Origin of the sequence: Tenacibaculum sp., from assembly GCF_048269885.1 — a bacterium.
Taxonomy (GTDB): Bacteria; Bacteroidota; Bacteroidia; order Flavobacteriales; family Flavobacteriaceae; genus Polaribacter.
Window position 1 is genome coordinate 102,783 of record NZ_JBLWTZ010000006.1, and the last position, 20,694, is coordinate 123,476.

The 20,694-nt window shown below is 34.2% G+C and carries 16 protein-coding genes; 1 reads left to right on the forward strand and 15 read right to left on the reverse strand.

Translation table 11 applies throughout. The features are described 5' to 3' along the window. Positions 1 to 30 precede the first annotated feature (30 nt). The 8 genes from ACN0WY_RS06255 to ACN0WY_RS06290 form a co-directional block, all read right to left on the reverse strand. Complete coding sequence (locus tag ACN0WY_RS06255) at positions 31 to 954, reverse strand: cbb3-type cytochrome c oxidase N-terminal domain-containing protein (protein WP_330488619.1); 924 nt, start codon at positions 952 to 954, stop codon at positions 31 to 33. 15 nt (positions 955 to 969) lie between these two features. Continuing rightward, a complete protein-coding gene (locus ACN0WY_RS06260) occupies positions 970 to 1,137 on the reverse strand; it encodes a CcoQ/FixQ family Cbb3-type cytochrome c oxidase assembly chaperone (RefSeq protein ID WP_125066974.1) in 168 nt (55 codons plus the stop codon). A 5-nt stretch (positions 1,138 to 1,142) separates the two neighbouring features. Then, complete coding sequence (gene ccoN, locus ACN0WY_RS06265) at positions 1,143 to 3,344, reverse strand: cytochrome-c oxidase, cbb3-type subunit I (protein WP_330488620.1); 2,202 nt, start codon at positions 3,342 to 3,344, stop codon at positions 1,143 to 1,145. A 33-nt stretch (positions 3,345 to 3,377) separates the two neighbouring features. Beyond that, positions 3,378 to 3,542: a cbb3-type cytochrome oxidase assembly protein CcoS gene (gene ccoS / locus ACN0WY_RS06270; RefSeq protein WP_073184498.1), complete on the reverse strand. Its 165-nt coding sequence runs from the start codon at positions 3,540 to 3,542 to the stop codon at positions 3,378 to 3,380. A gap of 123 nt (positions 3,543 to 3,665) precedes the next feature. Continuing rightward, positions 3,666 to 5,030, reverse strand: coding sequence for an oxygen-independent coproporphyrinogen III oxidase (hemN, locus tag ACN0WY_RS06275; protein ID WP_330488621.1), 1,365 nt, complete (start codon positions 5,028 to 5,030; stop codon positions 3,666 to 3,668). Positions 5,031 to 5,079: 49 nt separating this feature from the next. Then, positions 5,080 to 5,778, reverse strand: a complete 699-nt coding sequence (gene deoD / locus ACN0WY_RS06280; RefSeq protein ID WP_330488622.1) for a purine-nucleoside phosphorylase — start codon at positions 5,776 to 5,778, stop codon at positions 5,080 to 5,082. Positions 5,779 to 5,817: 39 nt separating this feature from the next. Next, a complete protein-coding gene (gene deoC / locus ACN0WY_RS06285; protein ID WP_330488623.1) occupies positions 5,818 to 6,483 on the reverse strand; it encodes a deoxyribose-phosphate aldolase in 666 nt (221 codons plus the stop codon). A gap of 5 nt (positions 6,484 to 6,488) precedes the next feature. Beyond that, a complete protein-coding gene (locus tag ACN0WY_RS06290; protein ID WP_417799850.1) occupies positions 6,489 to 8,861 on the reverse strand; it encodes a heavy metal translocating P-type ATPase in 2,373 nt (790 codons plus the stop codon). Positions 8,862 to 8,965: 104 nt separating this feature from the next. Between ACN0WY_RS06290 and ACN0WY_RS06295 the strand changes: the two genes are divergently transcribed. Beyond that, on the forward strand, positions 8,966 to 9,652 hold the full coding sequence (locus ACN0WY_RS06295) for a Crp/Fnr family transcriptional regulator (RefSeq protein ID WP_417799851.1): 687 nt from the start codon (positions 8,966 to 8,968) through the stop codon (positions 9,650 to 9,652). Positions 9,653 to 9,707: 55 nt separating this feature from the next. Here the strand turns inward: ACN0WY_RS06295 and ACN0WY_RS06300 are convergent, their stop codons facing one another. The 7 genes from ACN0WY_RS06300 to rplK all read right to left on the reverse strand — a co-directional run bounded on the left by ACN0WY_RS06300 (position 9,708) and on the right by rplK (position 20,646). Then, positions 9,708 to 10,019, reverse strand: a complete 312-nt coding sequence (locus ACN0WY_RS06300; protein WP_417799852.1) for a DUF3467 domain-containing protein — start codon at positions 10,017 to 10,019, stop codon at positions 9,708 to 9,710. Between the two features lie 89 nt (positions 10,020 to 10,108). Then, complete coding sequence (gene rpoC, locus ACN0WY_RS06305; RefSeq protein WP_330488626.1) at positions 10,109 to 14,383, reverse strand: DNA-directed RNA polymerase subunit beta'; 4,275 nt, start codon at positions 14,381 to 14,383, stop codon at positions 10,109 to 10,111. Positions 14,384 to 14,481: 98 nt separating this feature from the next. Beyond that, a complete protein-coding gene (gene rpoB / locus ACN0WY_RS06310; protein ID WP_330488627.1) occupies positions 14,482 to 18,291 on the reverse strand; it encodes a DNA-directed RNA polymerase subunit beta in 3,810 nt (1,269 codons plus the stop codon). Between the two features lie 242 nt (positions 18,292 to 18,533). Beyond that, positions 18,534 to 18,908, reverse strand: coding sequence for a 50S ribosomal protein L7/L12 (rplL, locus tag ACN0WY_RS06315; protein ID WP_047790108.1), 375 nt, complete (start codon positions 18,906 to 18,908; stop codon positions 18,534 to 18,536). 50 nt (positions 18,909 to 18,958) lie between these two features. Next, complete coding sequence (gene rplJ / locus ACN0WY_RS06320) at positions 18,959 to 19,477, reverse strand: 50S ribosomal protein L10 (protein ID WP_330488628.1); 519 nt, start codon at positions 19,475 to 19,477, stop codon at positions 18,959 to 18,961. 21 nt (positions 19,478 to 19,498) lie between these two features. Beyond that, entirely contained in the window at positions 19,499 to 20,188 is a 690-nt protein-coding gene (gene rplA / locus ACN0WY_RS06325) for a 50S ribosomal protein L1 (protein ID WP_330488629.1), read from the reverse strand. Between the two features lie 20 nt (positions 20,189 to 20,208). Continuing rightward, the gene (rplK, locus tag ACN0WY_RS06330; RefSeq protein ID WP_047790105.1) at positions 20,209 to 20,646 is read right to left on the reverse strand and encodes a 50S ribosomal protein L11; all 438 of its coding nucleotides are present in this window, start codon (positions 20,644 to 20,646) and stop codon (positions 20,209 to 20,211) included. Positions 20,647 to 20,694 lie beyond the last annotated feature (48 nt).

Here is a 20,694-nt window from a genome sequence, read left to right on the forward strand (position 1 = left end):
CTATTAAAAACTAATTTGTAACTACTATTTTTATTGAATACTGTCTTTTACTTGTTCTTCAGATGGTTCCGAAACAGTTGCCGCTTGACCTTCTTCTTTGTATAACTCTCCTTGAGGCTCTTTTGGTTTTGCTGGAGTTGTTCCTTGTAAAGAGAGAATATAACTCGCTACCTTTTGAATATCTTGAGGCTTTAGTGTTTTATTCCAAGCAACCATACCTTTACCATCTCTACCTCCATTAGAAATAGTGTTGAAAATATTTTTGATCCCGCCACCTAATATCCAATATTCATCGGTTAAGTTAGGTCCAATACCTCCACCACCATCGGCAATGTGACATGCAGCACAGTTTAAATTATATACGGCTTTACCTCTACTTAAATCACCCGCATCAGTTAAAACTGTAACTGTTTCAGCATCGATAACTGCTTCTTTCGAGTTTGATTTAAATGCTGCTAATTCTCTTTTGGCTTCTGCTACTGCTTGGGCATATTCCATTTCTTGATTGTCTGCTCCCAATACATGGTATCTTACTAAATATACCGCTGCAAAAATGATTGTTGCATAGAACATATACAACCACCATGGTGGTAAGTTATTGTCTAACTCTTTAATTCCATCATAGTTATGATCTAGAATAATTTCATCCTCCTCTTCAATAGCCTTGGCTGCTGTCCATTTATTGATAATTTTCTTAGCCCAAGCCCAGTTATCAACTTCTTCAGGATGAATACCTTCTTTTTCCATTTGAAGTTGCTCTGCTTTTTGTTGTGCTACGATATTTAAAGCCTCTTTTAACACAACTGCTGTTACGAGTCCTACAATTGCTATCCATACCAATGGATGTTCATACAGGCTGAATGGGTTTTCGTATGATTTAATTGCAGTAGCAATAGCAAAAAAGGTAACTGCAACAAAAACGATATATACTATAGATTGAAAATATTTTTTCATCTTGCTTTAAATTTTCTAGTTATCTAATGGTAAATTACTTACCCTACTTATATACTCTTTCTTGGCTGTAAACACCCACCAAAACAACACTACAAAAAATGTAAAGAATATGGTTAGTGAAATAATTGGGTATATTTCAATACCAGCAATAGTTTCCATATGGTTTTTTACAAACTTTAACATGATTTCTAGTTTTTAGTGCTTAATTGGTCTTCCACATCTTTAATCTTAATATCGGTACCTAATCGTTGTAAATAAGCGATTAAGGCTACAATTTCTCTATCTTTCATTTCTATGAAAGTTTGTCCGTTTTCCTGAGCATACTTTTTATCTGCTTCATAATTCGTTTTGAAATCAGGATCTGCATATAAGTTCTCTTGAATTTTAGTTCCTTGTTCTTCCATGCTTGTTTGCGCATTGGCTATATCTTCTTCTGTATAAGGAACTCCTAAGCTAACCATTGCTTTCATTTTGCTTTCGGTATCACTCTTATCTAACTTATTTCTTACTAGCCATTGGTATGCTGGCATAATAGATCCTGGCGATGTACTTTGTGGATCATACATATGATTTAAGTGCCAGCTATCGTTATACTTTCCTCCAACTCTTAATAAATCTGGTCCTGTACGTTTAGAACCCCATAAGAATGGATGGTCGTATACAAACTCTCCTGCTTTTGCAAATTCTCCATAACGTTCTACTTCCGATCTGAATGGACGTACCATTTGTGAGTGACAACCTACACATCCTTCACGGATATAAATATCTCTACCTTCTAATTCTAGTGGAGTATAAGGTTGTACGCTTGTTATTGTAGGGATATTAGATTTCACTAATAACGTTGGGATAATTTGAACAACCCCTCCAATTAAAATTGCTACTGTAGCATAGATCGTTAATTTTACAGGTCTTCTTTCTAACCAAGTGTGCCATCCTTCTTTAGAAGTTCTGTATTTAGATACTTTTGTTAATGCTGCTGCTTCTGCTAATTCATCTGTTACTCCACTTCCTGATCTTACCGTTTTAACAATGTTGTATAACATTACAAATGCTCCAAGGATAAATAAACTTCCTCCAATAGCACGCATCCAATACATTGGAATAATTTCGTTTACTGTTTCTAAGAAGTTACCATAGGTTAAGGTTCCGTCTGGATTAAACTGTTTCCACATGGAAGCTTGCACAAATCCTGCAACATACATTGGTAGTGCATACATGATAATCCCTAAAGTTCCAATCCAGAAATGGAAATTTGCCAATGCTGTAGAGTATAGTTTTGTTTTAAACATTCTTGGCACTAACCAGTACAACATACCGAAAGTTAAGAATCCGTTCCAAGCTAAGGCACCTACGTGTACGTGAGCAATAATCCAATCACTAAAGTGTGCAATTGCATTTACATTCTTTAACGATAGCATTGGTCCTTCAAACGTTGCCATACCATATCCTGTGATTGCAACTACCATGAATTTTAATACTGGATCTACTCTTACTTTATCCCAAGCTCCACGAAGTGTTAATAATCCGTTGATCATACCTCCCCAAGATGGTGCTATTAACATTACAGAGAATGCTACTCCTAAATTTTGAGCCCAATCTGGTAATGAGGTATATAATAAGTGGTGAGGTCCTGCCCAGATATAGATAAAAATTAACGACCAGAAGTGTACAATAGATAACCTATATGAATATACCGGACGGTTAGCCGCTTTAGGAACAAAGTAATACATTAACCCTAAAAACGGAGTGGTTAAGAAAAAGGCTACTGCGTTGTGCCCGTACCACCATTGCACTAATGCATCTTGAACTCCTGCATACACTGAATAACTTTTCATGAAACTTACAGGCAATTCTAAACTGTTAAAAATGTGCAATACCGCTACGGTTACAAAAGTTCCTAAATAAAACCAAATTGCTACATATAAATGGCGTTGTCTTCTTTGTAAGATTGTCCAAATCATGTTAGCACCAAAAGCTACCCAAACTAGTGCTATGGCAATATCGATTGGCCATTCTAATTCAGCGTATTCTTTTGAAGTGGTATACCCTAACGGAAGTGTTATGGCTGCTGCAACAATTATTAACTGCCATCCCCAAAAGTTAAAGTTACTTAAAAAATCACTTGCCATACGGGCTTTCAGCAATCGTTGTAGTGAGTAGTAAACTCCTGCAAAAATGGCATTTCCTACGAATGCAAAAATTACTGCGTTCGTATGTAATGGTCTTAAACGCCCAAAACTTAACCACGAAATACCGTCTGTTAAATTTGGGAATAAAAACATAAAAGCCAATAACAATCCTACTGAAAAACCTACTATTCCCCATAGTAAGGTTGCGTAGATGAATTTTTTTACGATCTTATTATCGTAATAAAATTGTTGCATTTCCATAATCTATTTGAATTTAATATCTATTGTTAATTGTTAGTTCTTTGTTTCTTCTTTTACCAGTTCATCATCAAACAACATGCGAACCGATGGTGTGTACGAATCATCGTACTGCCCTTTTTTTACTGAAACAATAAATGCTATAAAGAAAATAATAGCCACCAAAATACTTAGTGATAGTAGTAAGTAAATAACGCTCATATCTTGCCTGATAATTATAGTTCAAAGATACTTGTGAAGGTTTTCTTAAAATATGACTTTTGTCATGTTTCAATTTTTTTTCATAAAATAACTCGAAGATTATTTCTTCGAGTTATTCGCTGTTTAAATAGTCATTGAAAACAGTTTGGTTTCAGGTTGCTTTTCGTGTAACTTCTTATCGAATGCCATACAGATATTACGTACATAGGGTCTTGCTTTTTCTGGAACGGTTAACTTACTCCCTTCAATAGAAACCAAACCATCAGCCATCATTTCTTCTAATTTTTCTATAGGTGTTTCTATATTTTCTATGTGTAATGAGTCTTCTTCCCACGAAGTGGAAAAATGACACATGATATTTAAAATATGTTTTCTGATAATCAAATCTTCATCAGACAATATATGACCTCTAAACACAGGAATTTCTCCTTCGTTTACAACGCTTTCATACTCTTTTACCGTTTTTACATTTTGTGCAAACCCGTACCAAGAATCAGATATTGACGACATTCCTAAACCAATCATTAATTGTGTTTTGTTGGCGGTATAGCCCATAAAATTACGGTGCAACGTTTTCTTTTCTGTGGCTTTATATAAGCTATCCGTTGGCAAAGCAAAATGATCCATTCCTATTTCTATGTACCCCATTTCTGCAAACAACTCCTTTCCTATTTCATACAACTCTCGTTTTTCTTCATTTTTAGGCAAGTCATCTTCATTAAATCCTCGTTGTCCAACTCCTTTTACCCACGGAACATGCGCATAACTATAAAACGAAATTCTATCAGGTTCTAGCTCTTTTGTCTTATTAATGGTATGTATTACATTTTCTTTTGTTTGAAATGGAAGTCCAAATACCAAATCGTGACTGATAGATGAGTACCCTATTTCTTTTGCCCAATTATGTACGTTTTGTACGTTCTCAAAAGGTTGTATTCTATGAATTGCTTCTTGCACTTTTGGATTGTAATCTTGCACTCCAAAACTTACTCGTGTAAACCCTAAATCGTACAAGGTTTGTAGGTGTTCTTTTGTGGTGTTGTTTGGATGCCCTTCAAAACTAAATTCATGATTGGGATGTTTTTCTGCATTGATAAAAATCCCATCAATTAATCTTTTTAATTGTTTTTCTGAAAAAAATGTTGGTGTCCCTCCTCCTAAATGAATTTCTTTTATTACAGGGGTTTCTTCTACCAAATCAACATATAACTGCCATTCTTTTAAAACTGTCTCTATATACGGATCTTCCATTTCATGACGCTTTGTTATGTGTTTATGACATGCACAAAACGTGCATAAACTCTCACAAAATGGTAAGTGAATATATAAGCTAATTCCTTCTGAGGAATTACTTTCGATAAATGATTGTTTAAAAGTTTTAATCCATTTTTTTTTTGAAAAACTATCGTTATCCCAATACGGAACAGTTGGATAACTCGTATATCTTGGCCCTGGAATGTTATATTTTTGAATAAGTGAATTTTTCATATGTATTAAGTTAAAATTGTGAGACCTCTCGACTACGCTCGAGGTGACATTAAGCCAATTCTAAAGCGATTTCAATCATTTCTTTAAAGGTTTGTTCTCTTTCATCAGCGGTTGTTCTTTCTCCAGTAACTAAACTATCTGAAATGGTTAAAATTGACAGTGCATTTACTTTGTGTTTTGCTGCAACAGTATATAATCCATTTGTTTCCATCTCAACACAAAGTACTCCATAATCTGCCCACTTTTTATAGCTTTCAAATTCATCGGCATAAAACTCATCTGAGCTTAAAATGTTTCCTGCTTTTAATGCAATTCCTTTTTGCTTCGCTGCTTCAATAGCTTTTTGGAAGAGTTCAAAACTTGCTGTTGGCGCATAGTCAGCTCCGTTAAAACGTATGGTATTCAATCCTGAATTTGTTGATGCCGCCATAGCAATAACAATATCTCGAATTCTTACTTCTTTTTGATAAGAACCAGCTGAACCTACTCTTATTAAATTTTTAACTCCGTACTCTGTAATTAACTCATGAGCATAAATTAATGCAGACGGAATTCCCATTCCTGTTCCTTGTACAGAAATTTGTTTTCCTTTATAGGTTCCTGTGAATCCTAACATACCTCGAACATCGTTATAACAAACTGGATTTTCTAAAAATGTTTCTGCTATCCATTTTGCGCGCATAGGGTCTCCTGGTAATAAAACAGTTTCTGCTATTTCTCCTTTCTTTGCTTCTATATGTACGCTCATTCTTTGTTCTTTTAGATTTTGAATTATTAAAAACTTATTTTAATACTGATTCTGATCTGAAACACCACTCGTTACTAATAAAACACCTGACGAAGTTCCTAAACGAGTTACCCCCATTTCTATATACCTCTTAGCTGTCTCTATATCTCTAATACCGCCAGCTGCTTTTATCTGTGCTTTTCCATCTACAATACTATCCATTATCGCTACATCTTTGAAAGTAGCCCCTCCAGTACCAAAACCTGTAGATGTTTTTACAAAATCGGCCCCAGCTTCTACTGCAATTTGACTTGCGATTGTTATTTGCTCTTTAGATAAATAGCTGTTTTCAAAAATTACTTTTAATATATTTTCTCCTATTTCTTCTTTAATCAATCGAATTTCTTTTTCTACATAATTTTCTTCACCCTCTAACAACTTACCTATATTGATAACCATATCTATTTCAGAAGCTCCATTTTTTATACATTCTTTGGCTTCAAAAATTTTAGTTTTGGTAGTCATTGCTCCTAAAGGAAAACCTACTACAGCTGCTATTTTTACATCCGAATCTTTTAACTCTTTGGCTGCCAATTCTACATAACATCCATTTACACAAACTGCATAAAAATTATATTTTTTGGCCTCATTACACAGCTTTACTATATCTGCTTTAGTTGCTGTAGCTTTTAATAAAGTATGATCTATATATTTATTAATCTGCATCTTTTTTATTTTATTTTTCTACCTAACATATTGGTAGCTATTGTTGTAAATACTACTACACTAATTGAACTCAACGGCATTAAAATAGCTGCTATTACTGGCATCAACTGCCCCGTTACCGCAAAATAAAGTCCAACAACATTATACATTAAAGATAATAAAAAACAATACTTAATAATTTTTATCGCTTTTTGTGATGCTTTTACATAGTTTCCTATTTCACTAAATTTTGTAGCGTCTAAAATAGCATCGCAAGCAGGTGAAAACACATTGATATTTTCTGATAAGGCTATTCCTACATTACTTTGAGCTAACGCTCCTGCATCATTTAGTCCGTCTCCAATCATTAATACACTTCTGTTTTTTTCTTGTAGCTCCTCTACATAATGTAGCTTATCTTGCGGTTTTTGATTAAATAAAAACGTTGTTTCTTCAGGCAATAACTCTTCTAAAAACTTTTTTTCTCCTTCATTATCTCCAGAAACTACAGATAGTTCATATTTTTTATTTAAACTTGAGAACAAGTTTTCAACTCCTTTTCTGTAAGCATTCTTAAACACAAACTTTCCTTTATATTCATTGTTTACACTAATATGAACCGAAGTATCTAAGTTTACTTGTTCTTCTGCATTTTTTACAAAAGAAGACGAACCTATTTTTAATTTTGTTTGCTGATAGCTTGTTTCTATTCCTTTTCCTACATATTCTTGGTAATCATCAACGGGTAACATTGCTTCTTCTAAAGAAGCGTACAACATTCTACTTAGGGGATGATTTGAGGCTCTTAATGAGCTTTTTAATATCGCTTTTTGGGTTTTATTTAAATCTTCACCTTCATATTTTATCGTATTCTCTTTATTGGTGGTAAGCGTACCTGTTTTATCAAAAATAACTGAGTTTATAGCTGCTAATTGTTCTACTACTGTAGCATTCTTTAAATAGAATTTCTTTCTTCCAAAGATTCGTAAGATATTCCCTAAGGTAAACGGTGCTGCTAAGGCTATGGCACAAGGACATGCAATAATTAGTACTGACGTAAATACGTTTAATGCTACACTTGAATCATAGGATAACCAAAACGCTGTAGACAAAAACGCTATCGACAATACAATGATGGTGAAGTTTTTACTGATTTTATCGGTTAATGTTTTAAACGATGAATTTTTATCTTTTTGAAATACATCATTACTCCACAACTGTGTTAAGTAACTTTGTGAAACCGAAGCTAACACTTCCATTTCTATACTTCCTGACAGTTGCCTTCCTCCGGCAAATAATTTATCTCCTGACTTTTTATTCACAGGAACAGCCTCGCCTGTAACAAAACTGTAATCTATTTTCGCTTCTCCATTAATTAAAATTCCATCAACAGGGATTAATTCTTGGTTTCTAATTAACAATCTATCGCCTTTTTTAACATCATAGATTTGTGTGTTTTCTTCTTTTTTATCCGCTGTTATTTTTGTGACTGCAATTGGAAAGTACGATTTATAATCACGTTCAAATGATAAAAAGTTATAGGTCTTTTGTTGAAAAAACTTCCCTAATAGTAAGAAGAACACTAACCCTGTTAAACTATCAAAAAAGCCTGTTCCTAAATCCAACATAATCTCTGCTGTACTACGTACAAATAGCACTAAAATTCCTAGAGCAATAGGAACATCAATGTTTAAAATTTTAGAGCGAATTCCTTTGTATGCTGAAATAAAATAATCAACTCCAGCATAAAACACTACAGGTAACGAAAATATAAACATTAACCAACGGAAGATTCCTTTGTATTGCTCTAACCAGTATTCTGATACTTCAAAATACTCTGGAAATGATAAAAACATAACATTTCCAAAAGCAAAACCTGCTATTCCTAGCTTATAAATTAAGCTACGATCTACCTTCTTTTTTCCTACTTCGTAATCTTCAAGACTTATATAAGGTTCATAACCAATAGAACTTAATAGTAATACTATTTCTTTAAGGGATGTTTTTTCGGAATTATATGTAATCCGTACTGTTTTCTTAGGAAAATTAACTTGAGATGAAGATACAAACTCTTGTAGTTTATGTAAGTTTTCTAATACCCAGATACAGGAACTACAATGTATATGTGCAATGTATAAATTTACCACTTGTGCATTGCCATCGTTAAACTCTAATAGTTTATCTACGATAGATTCATTATCCAAGAAATCATATTTTCCTTGTATCTCTTCAGGTATTGCTCCTGGGTTGTTTTGAAAATCGTAATAACAAGTTAAATCGTTTTCTGAAAAAATTTCATAAACCGTTTTACAGCCGTTACAACAAAAGAATTTATCTTCTATTGTAATTGTTTTTGTGTCGCACTCGTTACCACAATGAAAACATGTTGTGCTTTCCATATTTACTCTTTTGCCTAGTACAAATGTCTGATAACATCTCTAATTAAAACATGATAATTGTCAGGTTTTCCGTATATTTGATTAGCAAAAAAAAGGGCATATCTATGAGTAAGTGTGAGCAATGTATCATCAGGGAATTTAATTCTTTGAAGGCTTTAACAAAAGATGAATTGATAAGAATAACAGGGTGTAAAACGTCTAAAAAAATAAAAAAAGGAGAAATTCTCTTTGATGAAGGCGAATACATAAATGGTGTTTTTTGTGTTAAAGACGGTGTTTGTAAAGTGTCTAAAATGAGTGATAATGGTAGAGACCAAATTATTCATTTAATAAAAAAAGGAGATATTTTAGGAGAGCGAAGTTTGATTAATAATGAAGCTTCCAATTTAAAAGCTATTGCCGTGAATGATATGGAAGTATGTTTTATTCCTAAAGAAGAAATTATTAGAGATTTAGAAAACAACTCTAACTTTTCTATGGGCATTTTAAAGAAAATGGCCAATTCTTTAAAGAAAGCAGATGATGTTATAGTAGATATGGCTCAAAAAACCGTAAAACAACGTTTAGCTGCTACTCTTTTGCTTTTAGATGCTAAATTTGACAAAAACGAAAATGGCTCTATAAATATCAATTTATCTCGAGAAGACATGGCTAATATTATAGGAACAGCTACGGAAAGTGCTATTCGTTTACTCTCTGAATTTAAAAAGAAAAAACTAATTGATTTAAAAGGAAAAGAAATCTTTATAACCGATATAAAAGCTTTAAAAGAGCTTTCAGAAGGTTTTTAAAACCTAAAAATATTATTAAAACAAAAAAATCGTCTATTCAGACGATTTTTTTGTTTTAAGCTTCCCCAGTGGTTCCTCCAAAATTCATTGGAATTGGTGGTTGCTCATAATCTTTTATTTCTCCATGTGCTTGTTCAAACTTACGAATATTATCTGCTAACGCTTTTGACAAACGTTTAGCGTGTTGGGGAGTTAAAATAATTCTTGATTTTACTTTTGCTTTAGGAACCCCTGGCATGATATTAATAAAATCTACTATAAACTCAGATACTGAATGATTTATAATAGCTAAATTACTATACGTTCCTTCTGCTATTTCTTGATCTAACTCTATATTTAATTGCGGCTCTTTCTTAGTATCTTCCATAATTAAGTTTTAATATTAGGTATTTAAAAAACAAGGGTTTAGAGTTCTTAGAACTCTAAACCCTTGATATTATTTATAAACTTACGTTTTTATAAGCTTTGTTCAATCTCATCCTTAGGTCCAACTACTATGTCTTCGTAAGCTCTCATTCCGGTACCTGCTGGTATACGCTTACCAACAATTACGTTTTCTTTTAATCCTTCTAAGGTATCAACTTTACCGTTTACAGCGGCTTCATTTAATACTTTAGTTGTTTCCTGGAATGATGCAGCTGAGATAAATGACTTCGTTTGTAACGATGCTCTTGTAATACCTTGCAATACCTGTTCAGCTGTTGCTGGTTGTGCATCACGTGCTACTACTAAGTTTTTATCTTCTCTACGTAATAAAGAGTTTTCATCTCTTAATTGACGAGCTGTAACTATTTGTCCTGGTTTTAAGTTTGCAGAATCTCCTGAGTCTTCAACAACCTTCATTCCGTAAATAGCGTCATTTTCTTTGATGAAATCCGTTTTGTGAACTAATTGATTCTCTAAGAATAAAGTATCTCCTGAATCAATAATTCTAACTTTACGCATCATTTGACGTACTACAACTTCGAAATGCTTATCGTTAATTTTCACCCCTTGTAAACGATATACTTCTTGAATTTCGTTTACTAAGTATTCTTGAACAGCTGAAGGTCCTTTAATATTTAAGATATCAATAGGAGTTATAGCGCCATCAGATAATGGCATTCCTGCTTTGATAAAGTCGTTTTCTTGAACTAAGATTTGATTAGATAACTTAATTAAGTATTTCTTAATCTCTCCCGTTTTAGATTCGATAATAATTTCACGGTTACCACGCTTAATTTTACCAAACGATACAACTCCATCAATTTGTGCTACGACAGCTGGGTTAGAAGGGTTACGCGCTTCGAATAACTCTGTTACACGTGGTAAACCTCCTGTAATATCTCCTGCTTTACCAGACTTACGAGGAATCTTAACTAAAGTTTTACCAGTTTCTACTTTATCTCCATCACTTACCATTAAGTGTGCTCCTACTGGTAAACTATACGAACGTAATGCATTACCATCAGCGTCTTCGATAATTAAAGAAGGAATAATCTTCTTATTCTTAGAATCTGTAATTACTTTTTCTTGGAAACCTGTTTGTTCATCTATTTCTACAGAGTAGTTAATTCCTTGCTCTAAGTTGTCAAACTTAACTTTTCCACCAAACTCAGAAACAATAACTCCGTTAAATGGATCCCATTGACATACTGCATCTCCTTTTTTAATTGTCTTTCTATCTTTATCAAAGATGATAGAACCGTAAGGAATAATGTTAGTACTTAATACGATGCCTGTTTTCTTATCAGTAATCTTAATTTCTGCAGTACGAGAAATTACAATATCAACTTCTTCTCCTGCTGAATCTTTCCCTTTTACAGTACGTAAATCATCAATTGTTACAGAACCGTCGAATTTAGCAATTAACTTATTGTCTTCAGAAATGTTTCCTGCTACCCCTCCAACGTGGAATGTACGTAATGTTAACTGTGTACCTGGTTCTCCAATAGACTGTGCAGCAATTACACCAACAGCTTCACCTCGTTGAACTTTTTGACCAGTTGATAAACTTTGTCCGTAACATTTCTCACAAATTCCTCTTTCAGATTCACATGTTAATGCCGAACGAACTTCTACTTTATCTACTCCTGAAGCTTCAATTTTATCAGCTAAAACTGGAGTTATTAACTCTCCTGCTTCAACTAATAACTCATCGGTAGTTGGAGCATAAACATCATATAATGCGGTACGTCCTGAAATTCTTTCACTTAAAGGTTCAACGATTTCATCGTTTTTCTTTAAGGCAGAAACTTCTAACCCTCTTAATGTACCACAATCTTCTTCGTTAACGATAACGTCCTGAGATACATCTACTAAACGACGTGTTAAGTATCCTGCATCGGCTGTTTTTAATGCGGTATCGGCTAGACCTTTACGTGCACCGTGCGTTGAGATAAAGTATTCTAAAATTGATAACCCTTCTTTAAAGTTCGATAAAATTGGGTTTTCAATAATTTCTCCACCTCCTGCAGTCGATTTTTTAGGTTTTGCCATTAATCCACGCATACCTGTTAACTGACGAATCTGCTCTTTCGATCCACGCGCTCCAGAATCTAACATCATAAATACCGAGTTAAATCCTTGTTGATCTTCGCGTAAACGCTTCATTGATAATTCAGTTAATCGGTTGTTGGTAGATCCCCAAACATCAATTACCTGATTGTAACGCTCTTTTTGCGTTAACATACCCATGTTATAGTTCATTACAATTCCATCCACTTCTTCGTTCGCTTCAGCAATCATGGTATGTTTTTCTTCCGGGATAATGATATCTCCTAATGAGAACGATAAACCACCTTGGAAGGCAAACGTATATCCCATTCCTTTGATATCATCTAAGAATTTACCTATTGATGGAATATCTGTTACTTTTAAGATATTACCAATAATTCCACGTAATGATTTTTTTGTTAATACCTCATTAATATACCCTGCTTGTTCAGGTACTACTTCGTTAAATAATACTCTACCAACTGTAGTTTCTATTAATTGAGTTACTAACTCACCATTCTCGTTAAAATCTTTAGTTCTTACTTTTATTCCAGCATTTAAGTCTACTTGCTCTTCATTATAAGCAATCGTTACTTCTTCTGGAGAATAGAAAGTTAATCCTTCACCTTTAATAGGCACTTCTGGAGTTGACTTTCTTTCTTTTGTCATATAGTATAACCCTAAAACCATATCCTGAGATGGTACCGTAATTGGTGCTCCATTTGCAGGGTTTAAAACGTTATGAGAAGCTAACATTAATAACTGTGCTTCTAAAATTGCTTCTGGTCCTAATGGTAAGTGAACCGCCATTTGATCCCCATCAAAATCGGCGTTAAATGCCGTACATACTAATGGGTGTAAACGAATTGCCTTTCCTTCAATTAATTTTGGTTGGAAAGCTTGAATACCTAAACGGTGTAAGGTAGGGGCACGGTTTAATAAAACAGGGTGTCCTTTAATTACATTTTCTAAGATATCCCAAACAACTGGTTCTTTTCTATCAATTATTTTCTTTGCAGATTTTACTGTTTTTACAATTCCTCTTTCGATTAACTTACGAATAACGAAAGGTTTGTATAATTCAGCTGCCATATCTTTTGGCAATCCACATTCGTATAATTTTAATTCAGGTCCAACAACAATTACCGAACGTGCAGAGTAATCAACACGCTTACCTAATAAGTTTTGACGGAAACGTCCTTGTTTACCTTTTAAACTATCAGATAATGATTTTAATGGTCTGTTAGACTCCGTTTTTACAGCTGATGATTTACGTGTGTTGTCAAATAATGAATCTACTGATTCTTGTAACATACGTTTTTCATTACGTAAAATTACTTCTGGTGCTTTAATTTCCATTAATCGTTTTAAACGATTGTTACGGATAATTACACGACGGTATAAGTCATTTAAGTCAGAAGTAGCAAAACGACCTCCATCTAATGGTACTAATGGACGTAATTCTGGTGGAATAACCGGAATTACCTTCATAATCATCCATTCAGGATTGTTTTCTCTGTTTTTTTGAGAATCTCTAAATGCTTCAACAACATTTAAACGTTTTAATGCTTCGTTTTTACGTTGCTTAGAAGTTTCAGTATTTGCTTTATGACGTAATTGATATGACAACTCGTCTAAATCGATTCTTTCTAATAAATCAATTAAACACTCTGCCCCCATTTTAGCGATAAACTTATTAGGGTCAGTATCTTCTAAGTACATATTTTCTTGTGGAAGCTCATCTACGATATCTAAATATTCTTCCTCAGTTAAGAAGTCCATTTTTTGCAATGGTTCTCCTTCGGCATTCTTAGCAATACCTGGTTGAATTACTACGTAACGTTCGTAGTAAATAATCATATCTAACTTCTTAGATGGTAACCCTAAAAGGTATCCCATTTTGTTAGGTAATGATCTAAAGTACCAAATATGTGCAACTGGTACTACTAAGTTAATATGACCTACTCTATCTCTACGTACTTTTTTCTCAGTAACTTCAACACCACATCGGTCACAAACGATACCTTTATATCGAATTCTTTTATATTTACCACACGCACACTCATAGTCTTTTACAGGACCAAAGATACGCTCACAAAACAATCCATCTCTTTCTGGTTTGTGTGTACGGTAGTTTATAGTTTCTGGTTTTAACACCTCTCCTTTAGAAGCCTCTAAAATAGACTCAGGTGATGCTAAACCTATTGAAATTTTGTTAAACTTCTTAACAGTGTATTTTTCGTTTTTTCTTGCCATGATAATGGATTCGAATTAAAAATAAATGTCTTATAATAAGACTGATATTGAAAAAATGATTTGCCTCAGAGCTTACACTCTGAGACATTTCACTGTGATTATTCTTCTAATTTAACGTCTAATCCTAAACCTTTAAGTTCGTGCATTAATACATTAAATGATTCTGGTAAACCTGGTTCTGGCATTGCTTCTCCTTTAACGATAGACTCGTAAGTTTTCGCTCTACCTAGTACATCATCAGACTTAACAGTTAAGATTTCTCGTAAGATACTTGAGGCACCGTATGCTTCAAGTGCCCATACCTCCATCTCACCAAAACGCTGACCTCCAAATTGAGCTTTACCTCCTAATGGTTGCTGAGTAATTAATGAGTAAGGTCCGATAGAACGTGCGTGCATCTTATCTTCAATCATGTGACCTAACTTAATCATATAAATTACTCCTACCGTTGCAGGCTGATCGAAACGTTTACCAGTACCTCCATCATATAAATATGTATGTCCGTAACGTGGAATTCCTGCTTCATCAGTTAAAGCATTGATTTGATCTATTTTTGCTCCGTCAAAAATAGGTGTCGCATATTTTTGCCCTAATTTTTGACCTGCCCATCCAAGAACCGTTTCATAAATCTGACCAATGTTCATACGCGATGGTACCCCTAATGGGTTTAATACGATATCTACTGGTGTTCCGTCTTCTAAGAAAGGCATATCTTCTTGGCGCACAATACGGGCAACAATACCCTTGTTTCCATGACGTCCAGCCATCTTATCCCCTACTTTTAATTTACGTTTCTTAGCAACATAAATTTTAGCAAGCTTTAAGATTCCTGCTGGTAATTCATCTCCTACAGAAATTGTGAATTTCTCACGACGTAAAACTCCTTGTAAATCGTTTACTTTAATCTTGTAGTTGTGAACTAATTCTACAACTAATTGATTTAAGTCTTTATCAGTAGTCCAAGTTCCACTTAAATGTGTAAAATCTTCTACAGAGTTTAACATTTTTTGTGTGAACTTTTTACCTTTTGGCAATACTTCTTCTCCTAAGTCGTTATACACTCCTTGAGAAGTTTTTCCTGATACTAAGTTGAATAATTTTTCAACTAAAACATCTTTTAACTCCTCGAACTTAGACACATAAGATGCCTCTAAAGATGCAATTGCTTCTTTATCACGGGCACGCTTATTCTTATCTTTTACTGCGCGTTTGAATAATTTTTTATTAATTACAACTCCTCTTAATGATGGAGACGCTTTTAAGGATGCATCTTTTACATCTCCTGCTTTATCACCAAAGATAGCGCGTAATAACTTTTCTTCTGGAGTTGGATCAGATTCTCCTTTTGGTGTAATTTTACCAATTAAAATATCACCAGGATTTACTTCTGCTCCAATGCGAATCATTCCATTTTCATCTAAGTCTTTTGTAGCCTCTTCAGAAACGTTAGGAATATCGTTAGTTAATTCTTCAGCTCCTAATTTTGTATCACGAACATCTAATGAATATTCATCAATATGAATAGAAGTAAAGATATCTTCACGAACTACTTTTTCAGAAATCACAATCGCATCCTCAAAGTTATACCCTTTCCAAGGCATAAAGGCTACTTTCATGTTTCTACCTAAAGCTAATTCTCCTTTTTGTGTTGCATATCCTTCACAAAGTACTTGTCCTTCTTCAACTCTATCACCTACTTTTACAATTGGTTTTAGGTTAATGTTTGTACCTTGGTTGGTTTTTCTAAACTTAATTAAGTCGTAAGATTTCTCATCAGAATCGAAGCTTACCATACGCTCTTCTTCTGTTCTATCATACTTAATTGTAATTTTGTTGGCATCTACATACTCAACAACACCAGCTCCTTCTGCGTTGATTAAGATACGAGAATCTTTTGCTACTCTACGTTCTAAACCTGTACCTACAATTGGAGATTCTGGACGTAATAATGGAACTGCTTGACGCATCATGTTTGATCCCATCAATGCACGGTTTGCATCATCGTGTTCTAAGAAAGGAATTAACGATGCTGAAATCGAAGCAATTTGATTTGGAGCAACGTCCATGTAGTTAATTGCTTCAGGGCTTTCAACAGGGAAATCACCTTCTTCACGTGCAATTACTCTATCGCTTTCTATCTTACCGTCTGCTGCTATTGGTAAATTAGATTGAGCAATCTTCATTCCTTCCTCTTCTTCTGCACTTAAATATATAGGTTCTTCTCCTAATACGTTCCCTTCTGCTACTTTCTTATATGGTGTTTCAATGAACCCCATATTGTTTACCTTAGCATAAACGGCTAAAGAAGAAATAAGTCCAATGTTTGGTCCTTCAGGTGTTTCGATTGGACATAGACGACCATAGTGAGTATAGTGAACGTCACGTACCTCGAAACCTGCTCTTTCACGTGATAAACCTCCAGGTCCTAAAGCCGATAAACGACGCTTATGAGTAATCTCTGCTAATGGATTGGTTTGATCCATAAATTGAGATAGCTGGTTGGTACCGAAGAAAGAGTTAATTACTGATGATAAAGTTTTTGCGTTAATTAAGTCGATTGGAGTAAATACTTCGTTGTCACGAACATTCATTCTTTCACGAATTGTACGTGCCATACGAGCCAAACCTACACCGAACTGACCTGCTAATTGCTCTCCAACAGTTCTAACACGACGGTTAGATAAGTGATCGATATCATCTACTTCAGCTTTAGAATTGATTAACTCAATTAAATACTTGATAATGGTAATGATATCGTTCTTAGTTAATACCTTTTGATCTAAATCTTCATCTAAACCAAGTTTTGTATTCATTCTAAAACGTCCTACTTCCCCTAGACTATAACGCTGCTCTGAGAAAAATAATTTTTCAATAATTCCTCTTGCAGTTTCCTCGTCTGGTGGTTCCGCATTACGCAATTGTCTATATACGTGCTCTACAGCCTCTTTTTCAGAGTTAGTAGGGTCTTTTTGTAATGTATTGTGAATGATGGCATAATCTGCTTGCTGATTGTCTTCTTTGTGTAGTAAGACAGTTTTTGCACCTGCTTCAATTATTTCATCAATGTGTTCTTTTTCTATAATAGTATCACGGTCGAAAATAATTTCGTTACGTTCAATAGATACAACTTCTCCTGTATCTTCATCTACGAAATCTTCATGCCAAGTTTTTAATACTCTTGCTGCTAATTTACGCCCTAATACCTTCTTTAATCCTGCTTTAGAAACTTTTACTTCTTCAGCTAAATCAAAGATTTCTAAAATATCTTTATCTCTTTCAAAACCTATGGCTCTGAATAACGTTGTTACTGGTAATTTTTTCTTTCTATCAATATAAGCATACATTACTTGATTGATATCGGTAGCAAATTCAATCCAAGAACCTTTAAATGGAATTACTCTTGCAGAGTATAATTTGGTTCCGTTAGCGTGGAAAGATTGCCCAAAGAATACACCTGGTGAACGGTGTAATTGTGACACTACAACTCTTTCTGCACCATTAATAATAAAGGTACCTGAGTTTGTCATATAAGGAATTGTACCCAAATACACGTCTTGAACAATTGTTTCAAAATCTTCGTGTTCTGGATCGGTACAATATAATTTTAAACGTGCTTTTAGAGGTACACTGTGGGTTAATCCACGCTCTATACATTCTTGGATGCTGTATCTTGGTGGATCTACAAAGTAGTCTAAAAATTCTAATACAAATTGATTACGTGTATCTGTAATCGGGAAGTTATCCATGAAAGTTTTATACAAACCTTCTTCTCCTCGCTCTTCAGCTTTAGTTTGCAATTGGAAGAAATCTTGGAAAGATTTTACCTGAATATCTAAAAAATCTGGATAATCAGCTCCTAACTGCGATGACGCGAAGTTAATTCTTTCAGTAGTATTTATCGTTGCCAAAAGAGATGCTATTTTTAATTAAAAATATTATTTTTGAAACTTAACTGTTTCAATACTGCAATTTTAATTGCTGTTACTGATTAAAAATCAGCACTTTATAATCGTAAAATCACAATTGAAAAAATTGTGAAAAATAAAGAACGAATATATACACAAAATGGTTTAGGTCTAAAAACATAAGTTTTTAGTACCTAAACCTTTATTGTTTTTTCCCGTTTTTTTTTATAATTCGGGAGTATAGCTTACTTAAGCTCTACCTCAGCTCCTGCTTCTTCTAAAGACTTTTTAAGACCTTCTGCCTCATCTTTAGATACACCTTCTTTAATTGGTGCTGGTGCGCTATCTACAATACCTTTAGCTTCTTTTAATCCTAATCCAGTTAATTCTTTAACTAATTTTACAACTGCTAATTTAGAACCTCCTGCTGCTTTTAAGATTACATCAAACTCAGTTTTTTCTTCTGCTGCATCTCCACCACCTGCTGCTGGTCCTGCTACTGCTACTGCTGCTGCTGCTGGCTCAATACCATACTCTTCTTTTAAAATATCAGCTAATTCATTAACTTCTTTTACTGTTAAGTTAACTAATTGTTCTGCGAAATCTTTTAAATCTGCCATTTTAATTGTTTTTTAAAAATTTTATTTATTTAGTTTATTAGTGCGCGAAATTATTTTTCTGATAATGTCTTTAAGATACCTGATAACTTACCACCACCTGATTGTAATGCTGAAACAACATTCTTAGCAGGAGATTGTAATAAGGTAATAATATCTCCAATAAGTTCTTCTCTAGATTTAATGTTTACAAGAGCATCTAATTGGTCATCTCCAATATAAACTGCCTCTTCTACATACGCTCCTTTTAATAAAGGACGATCTTTTGATTTTTTTCTGAACTCTTTGATAACTTTTGCTGGTGCATTAGATGCCTCAGCAATTAACATTGAAGTGTTTCCCTTTAATACCTCTGGTAACTCTCCGAAATCTTTATCAGAAGCTTCCATTGCTTTTGAAAGCAATGTGTTTTTAACAACAGCCAATTGTACGTTCGCTTTAAAACATGCTCTACGTAAGTTAGATGTAGTAGCTGCATCTAAACCAGAAATATCTGCTAAATAGATCGTGCTAGTATCTGCTAATTGTGCTGTTAAATCTTGTATTACTTGTGATTTTTCCTCTCTAGTCATAATTAAAAAGTTTTAACTGCCTTACGATACTGTTTTAACATCTACAGCTACACTAGGGCTCATAGTAGAAGATATGAAAATACTCTTAATATAAGTTCCTTTAGCCGCTGTTGGCTTTAATTTAATTAATGTTTGAATTAACTCGTTTGCATTTTCCTCAATCTTTGCAGCATCAAAAGATGCTTTTCCGATTGCAGCGTGTACAATACCAGTTTTATCTACTTTAAAGTCGATTTTACCAGCTTTTACTTCTTGTACTGCTTTTGCAACATCCATAGTTACTGTACCAGTTTTAGGGTTAGGCATTAAACCACGAGGTCCTAATACACGTCCTAATGGACCTAATTTACCCATTACACTTGGCATAGTAATTATAACATCTACATCAGTCCATCCTCCTTTAATTTTCTGAAGGTATTCATCTAATCCAACATAATCAGCTCCTGCTTCTTTAGCTTCTGCTTCTTTATCTGGAGTAACTAATGCTAAAACTTTCACGTCTTTACCAGTTCCGTGAGGTAAAGTTACAACACCACGAACCATTTGATTAGCTTTACGAGGGTCTACACCTAAACGTACTGCTAAATCAACAGACGCATCAAATTTTACGTATGTAATTTCTTTTACTAATGCTGATGCATCTTGTAAGCTGTAAACTTTAGAGCTATCTACTTTAGCACGAGCTTCTTTTTGCTTTCTAGTAATTGCCATTTCTAAATATCTTTTAAAGTTTAAGCAGGTGCATCACCTGTTACTGTTAATCCCATAGAACGAGCTGTTCCAGCGATCATTCTCATTGCAGACTCTACTTCAAAGGCATTCATATCTACCATTTTGTCTTCTGCAATTCCACGAATTTGATCCCAAGAAACGCTTGCTACTTTTTTCCTATTAGGTTCTCCTGAACCTTTCTTAATTTTGGCCGCTTCTAATAATTGTACCGCAGCTGGTGGAGTTTTTACAACAAATTCAAATGATTTGTCTGTATAAACTGTAATCACAACAGGTAATACTTTACCTTGTTTGTCCTGTGTACGAGCATTAAACTGCTTACAGAACTCCATGATGTTAACACCGGCAGCACCTAAAGCGGGTCCAACTGGTGGCGACGGATTCGCTGCACCTCCCCTAACTTGTAGTTTAACTAATTTACTTACTTCTTTTGCCATTGTTTAAGATTTAACGATGTGTTTAAATTGGAAGCTTAAACTCATCAA

Excerpts from the sequence above, each read along its gene's own strand:
- ACN0WY_RS06255 (WP_330488619.1), bottom strand. The coding sequence starts at position 954 with ATGAAAAAATATTTTCAATCTATAGTATATATCGTTTTTGTTGCAGTT.
- ACN0WY_RS06260 (WP_125066974.1), bottom strand. The coding sequence starts at position 1,137 with ATGTTAAAGTTTGTAAAAAACCATATGGAAACTATTGCTGGTATTGAA.
- ccoN (WP_330488620.1), bottom strand. The coding sequence starts at position 3,344 with ATGGAAATGCAACAATTTTATTACGATAATAAGATCGTAAAAAAATTC.
- ccoS (WP_073184498.1), bottom strand. The coding sequence starts at position 3,542 with ATGAGCGTTATTTACTTACTACTATCACTAAGTATTTTGGTGGCTATT.
- hemN (WP_330488621.1), bottom strand. The coding sequence starts at position 5,030 with ATGAAAAATTCACTTATTCAAAAATATAACATTCCAGGGCCAAGATAT.
- deoD (WP_330488622.1), bottom strand. The coding sequence starts at position 5,778 with ATGAGCGTACATATAGAAGCAAAGAAAGGAGAAATAGCAGAAACTGTT.
- deoC (WP_330488623.1), bottom strand. The coding sequence starts at position 6,483 with ATGCAGATTAATAAATATATAGATCATACTTTATTAAAAGCTACAGCA.
- ACN0WY_RS06290 (WP_417799850.1), bottom strand. The coding sequence starts at position 8,861 with ATGGAAAGCACAACATGTTTTCATTGTGGTAACGAGTGCGACACAAAA.
- ACN0WY_RS06295 (WP_417799851.1), top strand. The coding sequence starts at position 8,966 with ATGAGTAAGTGTGAGCAATGTATCATCAGGGAATTTAATTCTTTGAAG.
- ACN0WY_RS06300 (WP_417799852.1), bottom strand. The coding sequence starts at position 10,019 with ATGGAAGATACTAAGAAAGAGCCGCAATTAAATATAGAGTTAGATCAA.
- rpoC (WP_330488626.1), bottom strand. The coding sequence starts at position 14,383 with ATGGCAAGAAAAAACGAAAAATACACTGTTAAGAAGTTTAACAAAATT.
- rplL (WP_047790108.1), bottom strand. The coding sequence starts at position 18,908 with ATGGCAGATTTAAAAGATTTCGCAGAACAATTAGTTAACTTAACAGTA.
- rplJ (WP_330488628.1), bottom strand. The coding sequence starts at position 19,477 with ATGACTAGAGAGGAAAAATCACAAGTAATACAAGATTTAACAGCACAA.
- rplA (WP_330488629.1), bottom strand. The coding sequence starts at position 20,188 with ATGGCAATTACTAGAAAGCAAAAAGAAGCTCGTGCTAAAGTAGATAGC.
- rplK (WP_047790105.1), bottom strand. The coding sequence starts at position 20,646 with ATGGCAAAAGAAGTAAGTAAATTAGTTAAACTACAAGTTAGGGGAGGT.